The organism is Streptomyces sp. NPDC004435 (assembly GCF_042873895.1).
GTDB lineage: Bacteria > Actinomycetota > Actinomycetes > Streptomycetales > Streptomycetaceae > Streptomyces.
In genome coordinates this window covers 63704-81306 of sequence record NZ_JBIAMB010000015.1, presented here as the reverse complement: position 1 = coordinate 81306, position 17603 = coordinate 63704, and the positions used below count along the sequence as shown (strand labels likewise).

Sequence of the window (17603 nt, the reverse complement as noted above, 5' to 3'; positions counted from 1 at the left end):
GGAAGGGATCGGGTGGGAGCCAGATCCTGGGTGGGAGCCCGGTCCTGGGTGGTGGGAGCGAGAGCTCGGGTGGGACCGGAGTCTCAGGGGGGGGCGATCCCTCAGGGGCCGGGGCCCTCAGGGACCGGCCCCCCTCAGGGACCGGCCCCCCAGGGACCGGCCCCCTCAGGGACCGGGGCCCGCCCCTGAGGGATCGGGGCGGGCCGTCGTGCGGTGGCGGAGGGCCGGAAGCCTTCGCTAGCGGAGCCGGTCGAGGATCTTCCGCAGCTCGGTGATCTCGGCCGTCTGGGCGCGGACGACCTCACCGGCCAGGGCCTTGGCCTCGGCGTTGCCGCCGTCCTTCTGTTCGTCCCGCGCCATCTTCACCGCGCCCTCGTGGTGGGCGATCATCAGCTCGGCGAACGCGCGGTCGAAGTCCTCGCCCTTGGCGTCGGCGAGCTTCTTCATGTCCTGTTCGGACATCATCCCGGCCATCGAGTGGCCCGCCCCGGCGGACTCGGGCCTGCCCCAGCCCTTCAGCCACGCCCTCATCTTCCGGATCTCGGGGTCCTGGGCCTGCTCGACGGCGGCGACGATCTGCTTGATGCCCGCGTCCTCGGCGCGCCCGTCGGCGAGCTTCGCCATCTCCAGGGCCTGCTCGTGGTGGGGGATCATCATCTGCGCGAACATCACGTCCGCGTCGTTGAAGCTCCCGGTCGCCGAGGGGGCGGCGGAGGTGGATGCGGACGCCGAGGCGGTCTTGCCGCCGTGGTCCATCCCGCTCATCGAGCCGTCCTCGCCGCAGGCGGCGAGGAGCAGGGCTGCTGCGGCGACGGCGCCGGTCAGGCCGAGAGCACGGGCGGTGCGGTTCCGGAAAGTACGCATGGTGATACCTCGTGTGCTGTACGTACGGTCATGGGCTCATACCGGTAGGCGCGCGGGCAGCAGGGAGCGGCCCGCGGCGGTACGGCCTAGATCCGCAGGACGGACAGCCGGGCGAGGTCGGGTGGGCGGCGCGGCGGGGCGTGCGGCCCGAGCGCGGGCGTGAGGCGCGCGAGGAGGAGGACGAGCCAGTCGGGGCGGCGGCCGAGCGCGGCCCGGACGAGACCGGCGAGCAGCCAGCCGGCCAGGACGGCCACGCAGAGCGTGGTCATGTCCATCCCGGACCCGGGCGCGTGCCCCTCGTCCGGCGGACCGGAGCCGTGGGACCCGCCGGCGTCCGGCGCGTGCCCGGCCATGGCGCTCGCGGCACCCGTGGCGCTCATGTCGCTCGTCGCGCTCGCGGGGCCCGTGGCACTCATTGCGCTCGACCCGGCGGAGCTCCCGGTCGTGCCCGAGGAGGGACCCTCCGGGTGCCCCGTGGAGTGCATCATGACCACGCCGAGCGCGAGCACGACGACGAGCAGGAGGTGCGCGAGGGCACCTCCCGCTCGCTCGCCGCGGCGCGGGCGGGGTGTGGGCATGATCAGAACCTCCGGGGGCCGACCATACCGTGCCGGGGTATCAGATCCGCGTCAGGACGGCAGCTCGCCGCTCATCGCCGCGGCCATCCGCAGATGCGGGGCCGCCTCGTCCGCGCGCCCCTGGCGCTCCAGCGTGCGGCCGAGCATCAGCCGCGCGTAGTGCTCCACCGGGTCGCGCTCCAGGATCGCCCGCAGCTCGGTCTCCGCGAGCTTGAGCTGGGCGGAGTGGTAGTAGGCACGGGCGAGGAGCAGTCGCTGGGCGGTCTGGTGCGGGTGCTCGGCGACGAGGCCGCGCAGGATGCGGACGGCGGTCTGGTGCTCCTTCGCGTCGAAGAACAGCTGCGCGCGGCTCCAGCGATCGGCGGCCGTTCCGAACTCGTAGTACGTGTCGCTCACTTGCTCTCCCTGTTCCGGGGTGCCGGATCTGCCACCCTGTGGGGTGGTCCGCCCTCGTCAACACCGAAGAGTAGTTGAACATTCCACCACCTATGCTGTGCCTCGATCTTCCTGATTCCCCCACCGGAGAGGTGTCGATCCCCGATGAGCAATCTCGACCGCCAGGCCGAGCTCGCGGTGTGCGGTGGCCGCGGCTTCGTCGTCGCCGAGCCCGTACGCGAACTCCTCAGCCCCCGCCACGTCCAGCTCGGTGAGTCGACGGAGGTGCGCCGGCTGCTGCCCAACCTCGGCCGGCGCATGGTCGGCGCCTGGGCCTTCGTCGACCACTACGGCCCCGACGACATCGCCGACGAGCCCGGCATGCAGGTCCCGCCCCACCCCCACATGGGCCTCCAGACCGTCAGCTGGCTGCACGAGGGCGAGGTCCTGCACCGGGACTCGACGGGCAGCCTCCAGACGATCCGCCCCCGCGAGCTCGGCCTCATGACCTCGGGCCGGGCGATCTCCCACTCCGAGGAGAGCCCCCGGTCGCACGCCCGCCTCCTGCACGGCGCCCAGCTCTGGGTGGCCCTGCCCGACGCCCACCGCCACGTCGAGCCGCACTTCCAGCACCACACCGACCTGCCCACGGTCACCGCGCCCGGTCTCACCGCCACGGTGATCCTCGGCTCCCTCGACGGCGCGACCTCGCCCGGCAGCGCGTACACCCCGATCGTCGGCGCCGACCTCGCGCTCGCCGCCGGCACCGAGACGGAGCTCCCGCTCGACCCGGACTTCGAGTACGCCGTCCTCGCCATGTCCGGCGAGGCCCACGTCGACGGCGTCCCCGTCCTTCCCGGCTCCATGCTCTACCTCGGCTGCGGCCGCACCTCGCTCCCGCTCCGCGCCGCCTCCGACGCGGGCCTGATGCTCCTCGGCGGCGAACCCTTCGAGGAGGAGATCGTCATGTGGTGGAACTTCGTCGGCCGCACCGACGAGGAGATCCGCAAGGCCCGCGAGGACTGGATGAAGAACGACCGCTTCGGCGAGGTCAAGGGCTACGACGGCGCCCGCCTGGACGCCCCGGAGGTCCCGGCGACCCAGCTGAAGGCGCGGGGCAGGGTGCGCTGACCCGGGGTTCCATCTGCCGGGTCGACGGGGGGCGGGGGAAGGTGCGGCCCCGGCCCGTGGCTTGTCGCGGTGACTGCGGGAGGGGGCGTGACGCAGTCACCCGCGGTCACCGTCACCGTCACCGTCACTGTCACCACTCCGCGAAGGAGCCGTCCTTGTGACGCCAGACCGGGTTGCGCCAGCGGTGGCCGGTCTCGGCGGCGCGCTCCACGGCCTGCGCGTCGACCTCGATGCCGAGGCCCGGTGCGGAGAGGAGGGCGACGTGCCCGTCCTCGTACCGGAAGACCGAGGGGTCGACGAGGTAGTCGAGGAGGTCGGAGCCGGTGTTGTAGTGGATGCCGAGGCTCTGCTCCTGGATGAGCAGGTTCGGCGTGGCGAAGCCGACCTGGAGGCAGGAGGCGAGGGCGATGGGCCCGAGCGGGCAGTGCGGGGCGAGGGAGACGTCGTACGCCTCGGCCATGGTGGCGATCCTGCGGGTCTCGGAGATGCCGCCGGCGTGCGAGAGGTCGGGCTGCGCGACCGCGATGCCCGAGGTCAGCACGGATGCGAAGTCCCAGCGGGAGTAGAGGCGTTCGCCCGTCGCGATGGGGATCGAGGTGGAGCGGACGATCTCGCCGATGTGCTCGCTGAGTTCGGGGACCAGCGGTTCCTCGACGAAGAAGGGCAGGTAGGGCTCCAGGAGCGGCAGCACGCGACGGGCCATGGGGATGGTCAGCCGGCCGTGGAAGTCGACCGCGATGTCGAAGGAGTCGCCCACCGCCTCCCGGATGCTCGCGACCCGATCGACGATGCCGTGCACCGCCGCGGGGGTGTCGATGAACTCCAGTTGCGGTGAGGCGTTCATCTTGACGGCCGTGAAGCCCTCCGACCTCCTGGCGAGCGCCTGCTCCACGACGTCCTCGGGCCGGTCGCCGCCGATCCAGCTGTAGACGCGCACGCGGTCGCGGACGTTGCCGCCGAGGAGCTGCCAGACGGGGACGCCGAGGGCCTTGCCCTTGATGTCCCACAGGGCCTGGTCGATGCCGGCGACGGCGCTGGAGAGGACGGGGCCGCCCCGGTAGAAGCCGCCCTTGGTGAGGACCTGCCAGTGGTCCTCGATCCGCATCGGGTCCTGGCCGACCAGGTGGTCGGAGAGCTCGTCGACGGCGGCGGCGACGGTGTGGGCGCGGCCCTCGACGACGGGCTCGCCCCAGCCGGTGATCCCCTCGTCGGTGTCGATCCTCAGGAAGCACCAGCGGGGGGCGACGAGGTACGTGCGCAGAGAGGTGATCTTCACTTCGACTCCTTCTTGACCGACCAGCCGCCGTCGACGACGAGTTCGGTACCGGTGATGTAGGCGGCGTCCGACGACGCGAGGAAGGCCACCGCGGAGGCGACCTCGTCCGCCGCGCCGAGACGGCGCAGCGCGGTGGCGTCCGCGGAGAGCCGTCGGTCCTCCTCGGACACGGTGTCCCACACCTCGGTGAGGATCGGGCCGGGAAGGACGGAGTTGAACCGCACGTCGGGTCCGTACTCCACGGCGAGCTGGCGCATCAGCGCGCACGCCCCGCCCTTGGACGCCGCGTACGCGGGGTACCCGGAGGCCGAAGGCGAAGGTGATCGAGACGATCAGGCTGTTGTGACCGGTGCCGAGTCCGGCCTTGCCCAGGGTACGGATGCCTGAGACGGCGACCGATCCGAAGAAGACGACGCCCGCGCCGCCCAGGACCGGCAGCGGGACCAGCGACACGACGGACCCGAGGGCGGGGACCAGGCCCATCAGAGCGAGGATGCAGCCGCACAGGGTCACCACATGACGGCTGTGGATCCGGCTCAGGGCCACCAGTCCCACGTTCTGGGCGTAGCTGGTCGTGGTGAACGAACCCAGGACACCACCCATAGCGGTACCGAGCCCCTGCGCGCGCAGGGCGCCGGTGATGTGGCGGTCCCGCGCCGTCCGGCCGGTGATGGCCGACAGCCCGATGAGGGAGGCGGTGGCCTCCATCATGGAGACGAATATGACGACGACGGCCGTGATGATCACCGTGGGGACGAAGCGGGGCGCGCCGAACTCGAAGGGCATCGGGAAGGCGAACCAGGCGGCTTCGTGAAGAGTGCTCTCGTCGACCTTTCCCAGGGGGATCGCGAGGAGCGAGCCCGCGACCATGCCCAGGAGGATCGCGATCCGGCCCAGGAACCTGCCCGACAGACTCCGGTGGAGGACCAGCGTGATGACGAGAGTGGCCGCCGCGAGCCCGAGGTTGGTCCCCGATCCGTAGTCGGCTGCCTCGGGGTCGCCGCCTCTGGCCCAGATGCTCGCCACCGGCAGCAGGGAGATCCCGACGAGGGTGACCACGGATCCGGACACGACCGGGGGAAAGTATCTGACCAGGCGTGAGAAGAGCGGCGCGAGCAGGAAGCACAGAGCGCCGGCGATCAGCGTCGCTCCGAACACGGCGGAAGGGTGTTCTTCCCCTCGGTGGCGACCGCCGCGAGGGTGGGCGAGACGGCGGCGAACGACACGCCGTTGGTCAGCGGCAGGCTCGCCCCGATCCCGAAGACACCGAGCGTCTGGGCGATCGTGGCGAGTCCTGCGACGAGCAGGCCGGCGGCCAGCAGGGCGGAGAGTTCCGCCGGACCGAGGCCGAGCGCACCGCCGATGATCAGAGGTGGGGCGGTGAGGCCTGCGTACATGCTGGCGACGTGTTGGAGGGCGGCCGGGACCGATCGGCGGGCGGGAAGTCTCTCGTCCACCGGATGGGGGGCCGCACCGGCCGAGGTGGCTGTGGTGCGGGGCGACATGGTGAAGTCCTCGGAAGCACCGCTGGCCGACGGAGGGCCGACTGCGGCGGGCGAATGTGTGACGGGAAGCCGGCTCAGGGCGTAGGGGAGGCAGAAGGCGTGCGAGAAGCGCGACTGAGCGGCCAGGGAGATCCCTGAGATTCCGCCATGCGGGAACTCGCTTCTGCATGGCGAAGTGAAGCGGACTGTAGGGAGCGTCTGTCGACTCCGTCAACTTGTAGGTGGATACCGTCGAGACGCTGAATCTTTGGAGTTATCGCCAAGCACGCCATCGAGCGTGGGTCGCGCGAAGCTGCGTCCGCACGGCTGAACCCGCAGGTCAAGGCCGTGCCTGTCAGGACCTGGGCGGAGTGGCCGCTGTCCTCGTCCTCCATGATCCATTCGCGTTCCCGGTCCCGCGGGCGGTGGGGGGACATGGAGGGGGCTTGGCCGCGGCTCGCGGCCTCTCTAGCGTGTCCCCCCATGCCGAGAGACGATCACAGCGACGACCTGCCTCCCTTCGCCCCCGTGCGAGCCGTGGGCCAGCGAGAGAGCCTGGGACTCACGCTCGGACAGGTCGCCTGGGCCGTCACCGCCTACCGCGGGGAGTCCGTCCACCCCGACACCGTCGCCGCTTGGGAGTCGGGGGCCGTCGTCCCTGACGGGAGCCAGGTGAAGGCATTGGCCGCCGCCCTGTGGTGCTCCCCCGTCCAACTGGTGGGTGAGCCGACCACTCTCGCCCAGTGCCGCGTCGTGGCGGGCCTCGATATCGGGCAGGTCGCCCGTGAGGTCGGCGTGACCCACGACCGCTGGCAACGGATCGAACGACTCGACCGCTGGCAGGGTGACGCGGCACAGACGGCCGCGCTGCTCCGGACCCTGAGGCCACCGCCTGCCGTGTTCGTCGCCGCGTGCGGAACGACCGGCCGGCTCAGAGTGGCGTTGAGGGAGGCGGTCACCACCTGGTCGCCCCACCACGTCGTCGCTGTCGCCCGTATCGTGCCGATGCCGCAGTCGGTCATCGCCCAGGCCCTCGAACGCCTGCACCTGGTCCACCAACGCCTCGACCACCCCGCGGGAGGCTCGCAGTACGACCTGGCTCAGGCGGAACGGCGGTCCGCCGAATTCCTCGATCACATCGACCGGTACCTGTGGCACCTGGTGCGGCAGACCCCCGAGTCCTCCGGTCGCGAACCCTCGGGGCACTGAGGCGTCCGCGCCGCCCGGCCGAGTTCCTCACCGTGATCGGCGGCCCACCCCGGTCCGGGCGCCGGATCCGCCGCCGTCCGCGGCCTCATGCCAGCATCCGCCCCACCCGAACCCCTCCTGCCGGGATCGGCCGACTCTCTCGGCGAACCTTGCTCCGACCGCCGGGAACGGCGTTCATGGGAGTGCAGCACCCGACGGAAAGAGGCACAGCCGTGAACAGCTCGGAGCCCATGTACATCGTGGACGTCCCCTCGTCGAGGTCCACCGACACCCACGTCGACGGCAGCCATGTCTTCGTCGGCCCCGCCGCCACCGCCTACGAGGCGGTCGACGCGGCACGTGATGCCTACGAGGCGGCTCTGGAGGCCTCGGTGCGGGAGGAGGCTCCCTCTCCGTCACCCCGAGGCCGGCGATGGACGGCGCGGGCCACCCGCACCGACCGGACCCTCCTGTGGGACCGAGCCGAGGTCCGTCCCCACGTACCGCTGGGCATTCAGGAACTCCGCGCGCTGCAGCGCGCCGGCTAGTCGGCAACTCGCTCTCCGCGGGCGTGTTCTGGTGGCGGCTCCACTGACTGTGTGAGCAACCTCCGCTTCCCTGGCGGGAGTTCACTTATCATCCATCTTTGATGCGCTTTGGGTGGATAGCGTTCGATCATGAGAATTCGAACCACGTGCAGCTTTCTGTTCGCAGGCTTGCTGGCCGTGACCGGTATGGCGGTGCCCGGCCCCGCCTCGGCGCTCGCCGGCTCCCCGTCCTCACGGCCCGAGGCCCGGCAGTGCTCCCCCTCCGTATCCATCGGCGGCTTCTCGGACGAGCTCGACAAGACGAGCTTCGACGGTGCCTACGTGGGGAACCTCTCGGCGCTTGCTCCGAACGGTGAAGGGGGACTGCTCGCCCTGTCGGACCGCTCCGCCCTGTTCACCCTGGACCGCACCGGGAGCCGCCCCACACGGGTCGTACCGCTCGCTGACGAGCAGGGACGGGAGCTCGACGCGGAGGGGCTGGTCGTCGACCGCGACGGGGGGCTCCTCGTCTCCTCCGAGGTCGAACCGTCCGTCCGCCGGTTCACCGCCGACGGCGCGCTGCTGGGGCGTCTGCCCGTGCCCCCGGAACTGATGGTCGCGCCCGCGGGCCGCGCCGTGCGCAACGGCACCTTCGAAGGGCTGACCCTCTCTCCGCAGGGCCACCGGCTGCTCGCGGCGATGGAGTATCCGATCACCGGCGACGGTCCCGGCATCGTTCGCCTGCAGACGTGGGAGCGCAGAGGGCGAGCGGAGTTCGAACTGGCAGCCCAATTCGGTTACCGGGCGGACCCGGGCCTCGGAGTTCCCTAGATCCTCGGACTCGGGGACGGCCGCCTCGTCGTGATGGAACGAGGTTTCACGCCGGGCGTGGGCAATACGGTCCGCCTGTACCTCGCCGACCCGCGGCGGGCCACGGACACGCGCCGCGTCGAGAACCTGACCGGACAGAAGGGGGTGCGTCTCATCCCCAAGACGCTGCTCGTCGACCTGTCGTCCTGTCCCTCCCTCGGCGCCGTGGCCAGGCAGCCGCAGCCCAACCCGCTGCTGGACAACATCGAAGGCATGGCGGTCACCGGCCGCAATCAGGATCGGCTCCGCCTGATCCTGGTGAGCGACGACAACCAGAACCCTGCACAGGTGACACGCCTGTACGAACTCGGCGTGCGTCTCCCGGCGCCCCGCGAGCGGTAGCCACGGTCCGGTGGCGGGGGAGCTGTACCGCAGCAAGGGTGTGGTGCAGGTCCCCCGCGCCGACCCTCGACGAGGATGTGGCGCCGCGTTGTGCCTGGTCTCCGGCCGCCGCGTCATGTCCGGCGCAGGGGTACGGGAGATCTGCCGGACCGCGGGCCCGGGCATCGACTCCGGCACCGACTACTACCACCCCGACATGATCGTGGCACGCCGGGTGAACTGACTGTGTGGGCGTCGCCTCGCGCTGCGTTCGGCTCAGTCCGGCAGGAGGGTCAGGATCTCGCGGACGACGGTCTCGGGTTCGGTCAGGGGGACGTAGTGGCCGGACCTCTCGGCGATGACGTGCCGGCCTCCCGGCGCCAGGCCGGCGCGGCGGGCGTGGGAGGCGTTGGCGGCGGCGCGGACGGCGGTGTTCATGCCGTCGCCGGGGAGGCCGCCGGAGACGACCGTGATCGGGATGGCGCCGGTGTCCGGCGGGGTGTCGCGCCAGGTGGCCAGTTCGTCGAGGTACGTGCGGGCCTGGCGGCGCTGGGTGCGCACGACTCCGGGCGTGAAGCCCTCGCGTGCCATGTCGTGGCGGACGTCCTCCGGGAGGAGGGCGAGCTGGTGGCGGAACAGGGGGCGCAGCAGTCCGAGGGTGGCCAGCGGGAGGCCGAGGCGGAGAGCCGTACGCTCCATCCGCCGGAAGCCGCGGCCGAACAGGACGTCCGCCGCTTCGTCGGTGGGGTCCACCAGGACCAGGCCGGTGACGCGTCCGGGGTCGCGCGCGGCGGCGAGGCGGACCAGGGGGCCTCCCGCGCTGTGGCCGACGAGGACGTACGGGCCGGGGCCGAAGTGGTCGAGCAGGGCGCCGAGGTCCTCGGCCATCCGGGCCAGGGTGCGGCCGGCCGGGTCGGGTGCGCTGCGGCCGAGGCCGGAACGGTCGTAGACGACCGCGCGGGCGTGGGGCGCGACCGCCGGCTGGACCAGGCCCCACGAGGACCCGCCGGCACCCGCCCCGGCCTCGAACACCACCGTCGGTCCGTCCCGCCGGGGCCCGTCCAGGACCATCGCGTGGAGGCGCCGGCCGTCGGGCAGGGGGACCTGTACGGGGGTGCCCTGGACGTGGGCCGGGGTGGAGGTCACCGGGCCGTCTCCAGGGTGAAGAGGTTCATCCGGTAGGAGTTGACGACCGGCGGGGCCAGACGGGCCAGCAGCGGCATGCCGTAGCGGTGGCGCCACGGCCAGTCGCGGGCCACGTCGGGCTGCGGGGTGGCGAACGTCCTGCTCTCGTGGAGCCGCAGCCCCCAGCCCTCCAGGGACTTCGGGTCGTCGCAGGTCCAGGTCATCCGCGCGTCGACGGCCTTGAACACCGGGTTGCGGTCCTGGTGGCGCATCATCGTGCCGCCGGCGGTGTCGAAGCTGAGCGCGGACCCGGGGAAGCGCCGGCCCAGCGCGGCGACGACGCCGCGGACCTGGTCCTCGCCGAAATAGAGGAGCACGGCCTCGCTGACGAAGAAGTACGGTCCGCCGGTCGCCGCGATCCGCTCGAACCAGTCGGTGTCCAGCACCGAAGCGGCGAGGGTCTCCGTCCGCTCCGTGTCGGGGAGGAACCGCCGGCGCAGTTCCACCGTGTCCGGCAGGTCGAGGTCGAACCAGCGGGCCCTGCCGTTGTCGAGGCGGCGCGAGCGGGTGGTGAGCCCGGCTCCGAGTTCGACCACGGTGCCGTCCGGGTGTTCGGCGAGGAACCGGCGCACCCACCCGTCGAAGATCGCGCTGCGCAGGACGGAGCCGCCGAGGGAGGGTCCGCGGAACTTCGCGAAGTCGTAGTCGATCCGTTCGACCATCCTCCGTGCCTCGGCGTCCCCCAGGATCGGGCGGCGGGCCCGCGCGTCGAGCGCTCGGCCGTAGAGCGGAATGAGGAGTGTCTCCTGGACGGTGCCCAGCCCGACGGGCTCCTTCGCCATACGATCACCAACCTTGCTTAGGTAAGGCTTGCCTAAGTAACCCTAGAGTGGTGGGCGTGTGACATCAACTCCCTTGCGGGGAAGGGCCGACAGGAGCCGCCCGCCGTGCGGACGGCTCCGTGCGACCGTGCGCGGGGGATCAGGACCAGGAGGCCGTGACCAGCGAGCGTTCGGCGGCGTGGAGGTGGAGGGCCGAAGCCAGCCAGGCGCGGGCGTAGGCGTCGGGCGAAGGGTCCGTGAGGCGGCCGAAGGTGTCCCTCGGTCTGCGGTCCGCCTCGGCCGTCAGCGCCTCCACCAGATCGGCGGCGCCCGGGAGCCCCGCCCGCCGGAGGGGCACGGTGAGGGAGGCGCGGTCGGTGCCCCGGGACGCCTCGGCGACGGCGCGGCGGCCTCCGGCCACCCCCGTCTCCAGGAGGCGCCGGACCCTCCAGAGCGGAGCGTCGGCCAACGGGTCCGGGGCCGCCGGCGCGAGCGCCGGGACACCGGGGGCGGTACGGGGGAAGTGATCGCCCTGGAGACGGTCGTACCCCAGGTCCGCGTGCCCCCGCCACTCCTCCGGGAGACGGAGCGAGTTCGGGGCGTCCGGCACCGGGCCCACGGCCAAGGGGCGGAGGGTCGCCGCGCGGTCCGGGTCGGGGTGGCCCAGGACGCGGAGGACGAGGCCCGGGTGCTCGCCGATACGCCGCAGGTTGGCGGTGTGCGGGAGCTCCGGGTGGGGGTGCGCGACGCGCAGCCGCAGCACCGGGCCGCCGCCGAGCACGCGGGCGAGGAGGTGGTCCTCGGCCGCGCCGAGCACCTCGACGTCGCAGCCCAGCAGCGCCGGGCCCGCCTCGCCCGGCAGCTCCGCCGCGTCGAGCGCCGACGCCACCGCCTCCCGTACCGGACGGGCGAAGAGCGCCGCGACGGGCTCCTCCGACCAGGCCGCGCCCCGCAGCGGCGTGGCCCGGACACCCCGGCCCGCGCCGAGCCGGCCGTCGGACGAGACGGTCGCTCCGGCGATCAGCAGGCCCCCGCGCGCCAGCCCGGCGTGGTCGAGGACGGCCCCGCCGAGCGCGACCGACGCCGTGCCCGCGCCCCTGGCCCGCGAGAGACCACCCGGCCGCACGTCGGACAGCGTGTGCAAGGCGCCCTCGGGGGTCAGGAGATGGGTCGTCACCCCGCCGTACCCGGTCGCCGACAGCACCGGTTCCCGGCAGAGCCCGTACACGCGCAGACTGCCGCCCTGCTCGTACGCGCGCCGGGCGGGCCCGGTCGTGCCGGGTCCGGCCGCCCCCGCGAGCAACTCGCGGAAGGCCGCCGTCAGGTCCGGGAGCCCCTGGCCCCGGCCCTGTTCACGCGCGTTCCTGAGCCCGCGTACGACCCTGAGCGCGGCGGCCTCCGCGCGCGGCAGCCCCGCCAGCCGCGCCGTGTGGGCGGCGCGCAGCAACTCGGCCTGGACGACCGTCCCTCCCGCGGTGACGCCCGCCGACAGGGCTTCGGCGGCGGCGTGCCAGAGCGCCGACGCGGCGGCGGCCCGGGCGGGTGTGGGCGGCGCCGTCTCCGGCGCGCCGGCGGGAGCGGAACCCTCCGGCCGGGAGGCGGCGGTGTGCCCCGGCGCACCGGGGCCGGACTGCGCGGGGGACTCCCCGTCCGCGGCCGGGGACGCGACCGGGGCTTCCTCGGAAGCCTCGGCGGCCGCGGCGTCCGCGAGGGGCGCTGCCCCCAGGACCGCCGCGCGGTGCAGACAGCGCGGGGCCAGGAGACAGGTGCAGACCGCCTCGCCGGGGTCGGTGACCGTGCCCGACGGGCCGGGCCGCAGGGTGACGAGGGTGTCCTCGCCGAAGCGCACCCGCACGGCCCCGTCCGGGCCCGGCTCGGCGCGGCCGGCGCACTCCGCGACGGCGGCGTCCAGCTTCTTGCGCAGCCGCGCGGTCAGATGCCCGACGGCCTCGGCGAGGACCTCGGGGGCGACGGGCGGCAGGGCTGTGGTGCTCAACGGGCTTCTCCACGGAGGCGGTCGCCGACCCAGCGGGCGAGGGCGAGCGGGCTGAGGGCGGCCACCGGCATCCCGGCGGCGACGAGCCGGCGTGCCACCGGCACCGAGTAGCGGGGCGCGCCGGTGTCGTCGAGCGCCGCGCAGCCCAGCAGGTGCGCGCCGGACGACGCCAGCGCGCGGACCTCCCCGAGGAGGCCGGAGAGCGGGGCGCCCTCCTCGAAGTCGCTGACCACGACGACCAGGGTGCGGCTGGGCACGGTGATGAGGGTCCGGGCGTGCGCGAGGCCCGCCGCGATGTGGGTGCCGCCGCCGACCCGTACCTCCAGGAGCAGCGACAGCGGGTCCTCCACGCGGTCGGTCAGATCGACCACCTGCGTCGAGAACGCCAGGAAGTGCGTGGACAGCGTCGGTACGCCGCCCAGCACCGCGGCCGTCAGCGCCGACCAGACGACGGACGCCTCCATCGAGCCGGACACGTCGACCACGAGGATCAGCCGCCAGTCCGCCTCCTTGCCCGCGCGGGTGCCGAACACCGGGCGCTCGGGCACCACGACCACCCGCCCGTCGTCCAGCCGCCGGGTGTGCGCCAGATTGGCCCGCAGGGTGCGGGCGAGGTCGAGCCGTCCGCCGGGGCGGCGGGTCGGACGGGGCGAGGACAGCCCGGAGAGCGCCGGACGCACCCGGGTGGCCAGCTCCTTCGTCAGCTCGTCGACGAGCCGCTTGACCAGCGGGCGCAGGCGGGCCACCTGGGACTCGGGCATGCCGCCGGCCAGCGACAGGACCGAGGAGAGCAGTTCGACCGACGGGCGGACCGCGGCCGGGTCGAGCTGGGTCAGCACATCGGACCGGCCCGCGTCGGCGGCGTCCGCGAGGACCTCCTCGCGGACGTCGGCCCCGAACAGCGCCTCCAGCTCGTCCGCCCACTCACGCGCGGTCGGGAACGACGCCTCCTGCCCGCCGCCCGCCCCGGACGCCCCGCCGTCGAGCGCGTCGGAGCCCTCGCCGCGGCCGTGCCCGTACAGCTCGTCCAGCGCGTGCGCGTAGCGCCGGGCCCGGCCGTTCAGCCGGTCCTTGTGTCGGCCGAGCAGCAGCCGCCACCGGTCCGCCGTCGCGATGCCGTGCTCGGGCACCGGCGGGACCGGCGCCCCCGCCCCGGCCGCGGGAGCGGTTCGTACGGGCTCCGCACCGGCGCCCTCCCCGGTCTCGGCCGCGCGTGGCGGTTCCTGGCCGGGCAGGGCCAGTGTCTTCAGGGCCGCCAGGCCCGCCGCGTCGGCCGCCGCCCACAGGGCGAGCAGTTCGGGCGGGGCGTCCAGGGCGAGGTCGAGACGGTCGCCGAGCCGTTCCGTCACCGAGGCGAGCAGCCGCTCGCGCGCGGCCGGCGACAGCGCGTCGAATCCGCCCCGCAGCGCCGGCAGGCGGTCGAGGAACTCCTGGTCGGCCAGGGTGTCGATCCGGTCGAGGAGCGGCCCGAGGGCGTCCGGGGACACCTGGAGGAGTGGTCCCGCCGCGGTGAGCAGACCGGCGAGCCGCTTCATCAGCGCCCGACGCGTGCCGGGCTCCGTGGCGGCGTCGATCCAGCCCGCCGCCCGCTCGCCGAGACCGGCGGCCGGATCGAGGTCCACCAGGACACGGACCGCGAGGGCGGCGCCCTGGACGAGCGGTGAGCCGTCGGCGGCGAGTTCGGCCAGGGCCCGGTCCATGCGGAGACCGAGCTGCCGCGCGGCCGCCCGGTCGGCCAGCGCGACCAGGGCGGTCGCGTCGGCGCGGGAGTCGCTCCCGGCGAGGCCGGGCAGGGCGCGGACGGCGGCGTCGAGGAGCTCGCCGGAGAGGACGCCCGCCGCCTCGCGTGCCTCCGGGGTGGTGCCGGGATAGTGGCCGCGCCGCAGTCCCTCCAGCAGGTCGAGGGCGTCGAGGAGTTCGGGGAGGGCCGCCGTCCCGGGCAGCACCACCGCGGCCTCCGCCAGCCGCTCCCCGACCAGCTCGGGCAGATCGCAGCGGGCGGCGGCGGTCAGTCCGGCGAGGACCTGGGCGGGCGTCGGGCCGCCCTCGGCGGCCTCGCGCCGGGCGGTCTCGCCCAGTGTGCCCGCCGCCGCCTGCGCGGCGGTCACGCCGCGCACCCCGGCCAGGTCGAGCCGGGCGGGCACCGAAGGCGTCCACGTGAGACGCCACTTGGTGCCCAGCGCCGTACCGTCCCCGGTCGCCGCGACGGCGACCGGCTCCCCGTACGACGCGCCGATCACCAGCAGCCGCTGGAGCAGCACCTCGCGGCGGGCGTCGAGCGGCGACCGCAGGGGGTCGAGGCGGACTTCGCGCGGCTCGGGGTCGTCGGGGCGCGGCAGCCGGAGCCGGGCCAGCTCGTCCTCGACGGACGGGCCCAGGCCGGACCGGGGCGCGTGCGGGGTGAGCCGGCCGCGTACGGTGCCGACGAACACGGCCTCCAGAGCGCGGGCCAACGCCCGGCCCCGGCCGAGGGGTTCTCCCTGGCCGAGCACGGTGGTCACGGCTTCGAGGAGCTCGCTCCGGCCGGGCGCCGGCAGCCCACGAAGGGCCGCGAGGTCGCAGGCGAGCCGCAGCGCCTCGGTCGCCTCGCCCGTCCCCGCGGTGTGCCCCGCGCGGCGCAGCTCGCGGCACAGCCCCGTCAGCGCGGCGGCGGACGCCTCCCGCAGCCGCTCCGGTGCGCCGCCCGCCTCGAACACGGCCTGCTGCCAGCGCGGATCGCGGATACCGGCCGGATATCCGGAACGGGAGTCGAGCAGATCGAAGGAGTACGGGACGAAGGAGGTGACGGCGGTCCCGAGCGCCGCGCCCCCCGCCTGCCCCTCCGCGCCGACGCGGTCCGCACGACGGGAGTCCGTACCGCCGGAGTCCGTACCGCCGGAATCCGTACGACGGGAGTCCGTGTCCCCCGGTTCCGCACCGCCAGAGTCCGTGTCGCCCGGTTCCGTACCGCCGGAGTCCGGGCCCGCCGCGGCCTCCCCGGCGAGCGCGGGCGCGTGGAAGGCGCCGATCACGGCCGCCACCCGGCGCCCGCCCGCCGCGGCCCGCGCGACGACCGCGCGCATCCGGGCCTCGCGCGCCAGGTCGGTGGCGGGCACGGCCGCGTCGGAGCGCAGCGCCCAGCCCACGCCGAGCGCCGCCCGCCGCACCGCCTCGGGCGCGCATCCGGGGGCCAGCACCTCGACGGCGCGGTCCCACACGTCGTCACCGTCCCGACCGGTACCGGCGGCGGTCAGCGCGTCGGCGAAGAGACGCCGCCCGGGGGCGGTCGCCGCCGCCCCGGAAGTCCCGGGCGCCGCGGAATCCTCGGGCGTCTCGGGCGCCCCGGGCGCGGTCGCCTCCGCGGTCCAGCCCGGGTCGCCGAGCGGCAGGTCGCAGCAGACGACCTCGGCGCCCCTGGCACGGGCCCACCGCACCGCCGCAAGCTCCGGCGAGAAGTCCGCGAACGGGTAGAACGACAGCCGTCCGCCCTCGCCCGCCCCGGCCAGCGCGACCGGCGCGACGGTCTCGGGATCGGCGAGGTGCTCCAGCCACGGCTGGAAGTCGGCGGGCAGCTCGACGCAGACCACCTCGGCGTCCGCCGCGTCCAGGAGCGCGGGCACCACGGCGGCCAGGGCCGGGCTGTGGTGGCGCACCCCCAGCAGGTAGGGCGTGCGCGACGCGGCCAGCGCGTCGACGGCCGCCCGGGGGTCGGGGATCGTCAACGCAGGCTCCCGCGCAGGTCCCAGAGCCGGCGCCACATGGCCGAGCCGGTCTCCGCCCGGCGGCGGACGGGCCCGTCCCAGTAGCCGAGCAGCCGGGCGTGGTCGGCCGGGTCGTCCTTGCGGACGACCCCCAGGAGGTGCCCGGGGAGCAGATCGAGCACGTCGCCGCCGGGCAGGTACGCCGCGGAGAGCCCCAGCGAGGCCGCCACCTGCACCGCCTCGGCCGTGGACATGACCGTGCCGGGCCGCTCCACGTCCCAGCCCTCGGTGGACCGGCCCGAGCGCAGATCGCGGAAGACGGTGACGAGGGCGTCCAGGACGGCGTCGTCGACGCCGAACTCCGCCCCGGCCCGCCGCACCGCGGCGACGGCCTGACGCCGGATCAGCAGCGCCTCCGCGTCGGCGTCCGCGATCGGGTCCACGGTCTCGAAGTTGAAGCGGCGCTTGAGCGCGGCCGACATCTCGGAGACGCCACGGTCCCTGAGGTTGGCCGTCGCGATGACCGTGAAGCCCGGTGCGGCGCTCACCACGGCGTCCTCGGTGGCGGTCAGTTCGGGGACGGTGACGCGCCGGTCCGACAGGAGCGACACCAGGGCGTCCTGCACCTCGGGCAGACAGCGGGTGATCTCCTCGACGCGCACCACCCGGCCCGTGCGCATGGCGGACAGGACGGGGGAGTCGACCAGCGCCTGCGGGGTGGGGCCCTGGGCGAGCAGGAGCGCGTAGTTCCAGCCGTACCGGAAGGCGTCCTCGGTCGTACCGGCGGTGCCCTGGACCGTGAGGGCGCTCGTCCCGCACACGGCGGCGGCGAGGAGTTCGGACAGCATCGACTTGGCGGTGCCGGGCTCGCCGGTCAGCAGCAGACCCCGCTCACCGGCGAGCGTGACGACGCACCGCTCCACCAGCGCCCGCTCGCCGACGAACTTCGGGCCGATCGCCAGCTTCGCCGGCAGGCCGTCGCGCTTCTCGGGCAGCGCCAGCTCGACGCCTCCGCTGCCGCACACGAACGTGACGACGGCGCGCGGGGTGAGCAGCCAGCCGGGCGGACGCGGGCCCGGATCCTGCGCGGCGAGGAAGGCGAGTTCGGCCGCGTGCCGCTCCTCGGCGGGCCGGACCTGCCGGGCGGGGGCGGAGTGTTCGGTGACGGTCATGCGCGGTTCCTTCGGGACGGTCCTGCGTCGGGTCGGCGGGACGGCCACGGGCGTGCCCGTGATCGCCATGATGATCGGGTACGGGGGCGGGGACGGGCCCCGCGGGGGGTGCCGCCGGGAGCCGGTGGAGCTCCCGGCGACGGGGCGCGCTCCGGTGCCGGGCCCGCGGATCCGCCCCCACCGGGCGGGGGAAGG

At 74.4% G+C, this 17603-nt stretch carries 14 protein-coding genes and 3 pseudogenes; 5 read left to right on the top strand and 12 right to left on the bottom strand.

All coding sequences use genetic code 11. The features are described 5' to 3' along the window. Positions 1-237 precede the first annotated feature (237 nt). The 3 genes from ACFYT9_RS25845 to ACFYT9_RS25835 all read right to left on the bottom strand — a co-directional run bounded on the left by ACFYT9_RS25845 (position 238) and on the right by ACFYT9_RS25835 (position 1838). Entirely contained in the window at positions 238-864 is a 627-nt protein-coding gene (locus tag ACFYT9_RS25845; protein WP_389167698.1) for a DUF305 domain-containing protein, read from the bottom strand. Between the two features lie 86 nt (positions 865-950). Beyond that, entirely contained in the window at positions 951-1442 is a 492-nt protein-coding gene (locus ACFYT9_RS25840; RefSeq protein ID WP_389167696.1) for a hypothetical protein, read from the bottom strand. Between the two features lie 51 nt (positions 1443-1493). Continuing rightward, positions 1494-1838, bottom strand: a complete 345-nt coding sequence (locus ACFYT9_RS25835; protein ID WP_389167693.1) for a tetratricopeptide repeat protein — start codon at positions 1836-1838, stop codon at positions 1494-1496. 144 nt (positions 1839-1982) lie between these two features. Here ACFYT9_RS25835 and ACFYT9_RS25830 point away from each other — a divergent pair, with 144 nt between their 5' ends. Beyond that, positions 1983-2948: a pirin family protein gene (locus ACFYT9_RS25830; RefSeq protein ID WP_389167691.1), complete on the top strand. Its 966-nt coding sequence runs from the start codon at positions 1983-1985 to the stop codon at positions 2946-2948. A gap of 130 nt (positions 2949-3078) precedes the next feature. Here the strand turns inward: ACFYT9_RS25830 and dgoD are convergent, their stop codons facing one another. The 4 genes and pseudogenes from dgoD to ACFYT9_RS25810 form a co-directional block, all read right to left on the bottom strand. Continuing rightward, positions 3079-4224, bottom strand: coding sequence for a galactonate dehydratase (gene dgoD, locus ACFYT9_RS25825; RefSeq protein ID WP_389167914.1), 1146 nt, complete (start codon positions 4222-4224; stop codon positions 3079-3081). Then, positions 4221-4526: pseudogene (locus ACFYT9_RS25820) on the bottom strand (SDR family NAD(P)-dependent oxidoreductase); the annotation flags it as partial. The gene dgoD and the pseudogene ACFYT9_RS25820, both read right to left, overlap by 4 nt. 46 nt (positions 4527-4572) lie before the next feature. Then, positions 4573-5382 (bottom strand): annotated as a pseudogene (locus ACFYT9_RS25815) (solute carrier family 23 protein); the annotation flags it as partial. Further along, positions 5364-5729 (bottom strand): solute carrier family 23 protein, encoded by a 366-nt coding sequence (locus ACFYT9_RS25810; protein WP_389167688.1) that lies wholly within the window; start codon positions 5727-5729, stop codon positions 5364-5366. The pseudogene ACFYT9_RS25815 and the gene ACFYT9_RS25810, both read right to left, overlap by 19 nt. A gap of 462 nt (positions 5730-6191) precedes the next feature. Between ACFYT9_RS25810 and ACFYT9_RS25805 the strand changes: the two genes are divergently transcribed. The 4 genes and pseudogenes from ACFYT9_RS25805 to ACFYT9_RS25790 all read left to right on the top strand — a co-directional run bounded on the left by ACFYT9_RS25805 (position 6192) and on the right by ACFYT9_RS25790 (position 8858). Continuing rightward, positions 6192-6917 (top strand): helix-turn-helix domain-containing protein, encoded by a 726-nt coding sequence (locus ACFYT9_RS25805; RefSeq protein ID WP_389167685.1) that lies wholly within the window; start codon positions 6192-6194, stop codon positions 6915-6917. A 212-nt stretch (positions 6918-7129) separates the two neighbouring features. Beyond that, entirely contained in the window at positions 7130-7444 is a 315-nt protein-coding gene (locus ACFYT9_RS25800) for a hypothetical protein (protein WP_389167682.1), read from the top strand. Positions 7445-7573: 129 nt separating this feature from the next. Next, positions 7574-8635, top strand: a pseudogene (locus ACFYT9_RS25795) (esterase-like activity of phytase family protein). 10 nt (positions 8636-8645) lie between these two features. Next, complete coding sequence (locus ACFYT9_RS25790; RefSeq protein WP_389167681.1) at positions 8646-8858, top strand: hypothetical protein; 213 nt, start codon at positions 8646-8648, stop codon at positions 8856-8858. Positions 8859-8890: 32 nt separating this feature from the next. Here ACFYT9_RS25790 and ACFYT9_RS25785 read toward each other — a convergent pair whose 3' ends face one another. From ACFYT9_RS25785 to ACFYT9_RS25765, 5 genes are all read right to left on the bottom strand, one after another. Then, complete coding sequence (locus ACFYT9_RS25785; RefSeq protein WP_389167678.1) at positions 8891-9760, bottom strand: alpha/beta fold hydrolase; 870 nt, start codon at positions 9758-9760, stop codon at positions 8891-8893. Further along, entirely contained in the window at positions 9757-10581 is an 825-nt protein-coding gene (locus tag ACFYT9_RS25780) for a class I SAM-dependent methyltransferase (protein ID WP_376602832.1), read from the bottom strand. The genes ACFYT9_RS25785 and ACFYT9_RS25780 overlap by 4 nt, the downstream gene beginning before the upstream one ends. A 139-nt stretch (positions 10582-10720) precedes the next feature. Next, positions 10721-12556 carry a hypothetical protein gene (locus ACFYT9_RS25775; RefSeq protein ID WP_389167675.1) on the bottom strand — a complete coding sequence of 612 codons (1836 nt, stop codon included), beginning with the start codon at positions 12554-12556 and terminating at the stop codon, positions 10721-10723. Continuing rightward, a complete protein-coding gene (locus ACFYT9_RS25770; protein WP_389167673.1) occupies positions 12553-16257 on the bottom strand; it encodes a DUF5682 family protein in 3705 nt (1234 codons plus the stop codon). The genes ACFYT9_RS25775 and ACFYT9_RS25770 overlap by 4 nt, the downstream gene beginning before the upstream one ends. Then, positions 16254-17408, bottom strand: coding sequence for an AAA family ATPase (locus tag ACFYT9_RS25765; protein WP_387276243.1), 1155 nt, complete (start codon positions 17406-17408; stop codon positions 16254-16256). The genes ACFYT9_RS25770 and ACFYT9_RS25765 overlap by 4 nt, the downstream gene beginning before the upstream one ends. Between the last annotated feature and the right edge of the window lie 195 nt (positions 17409-17603).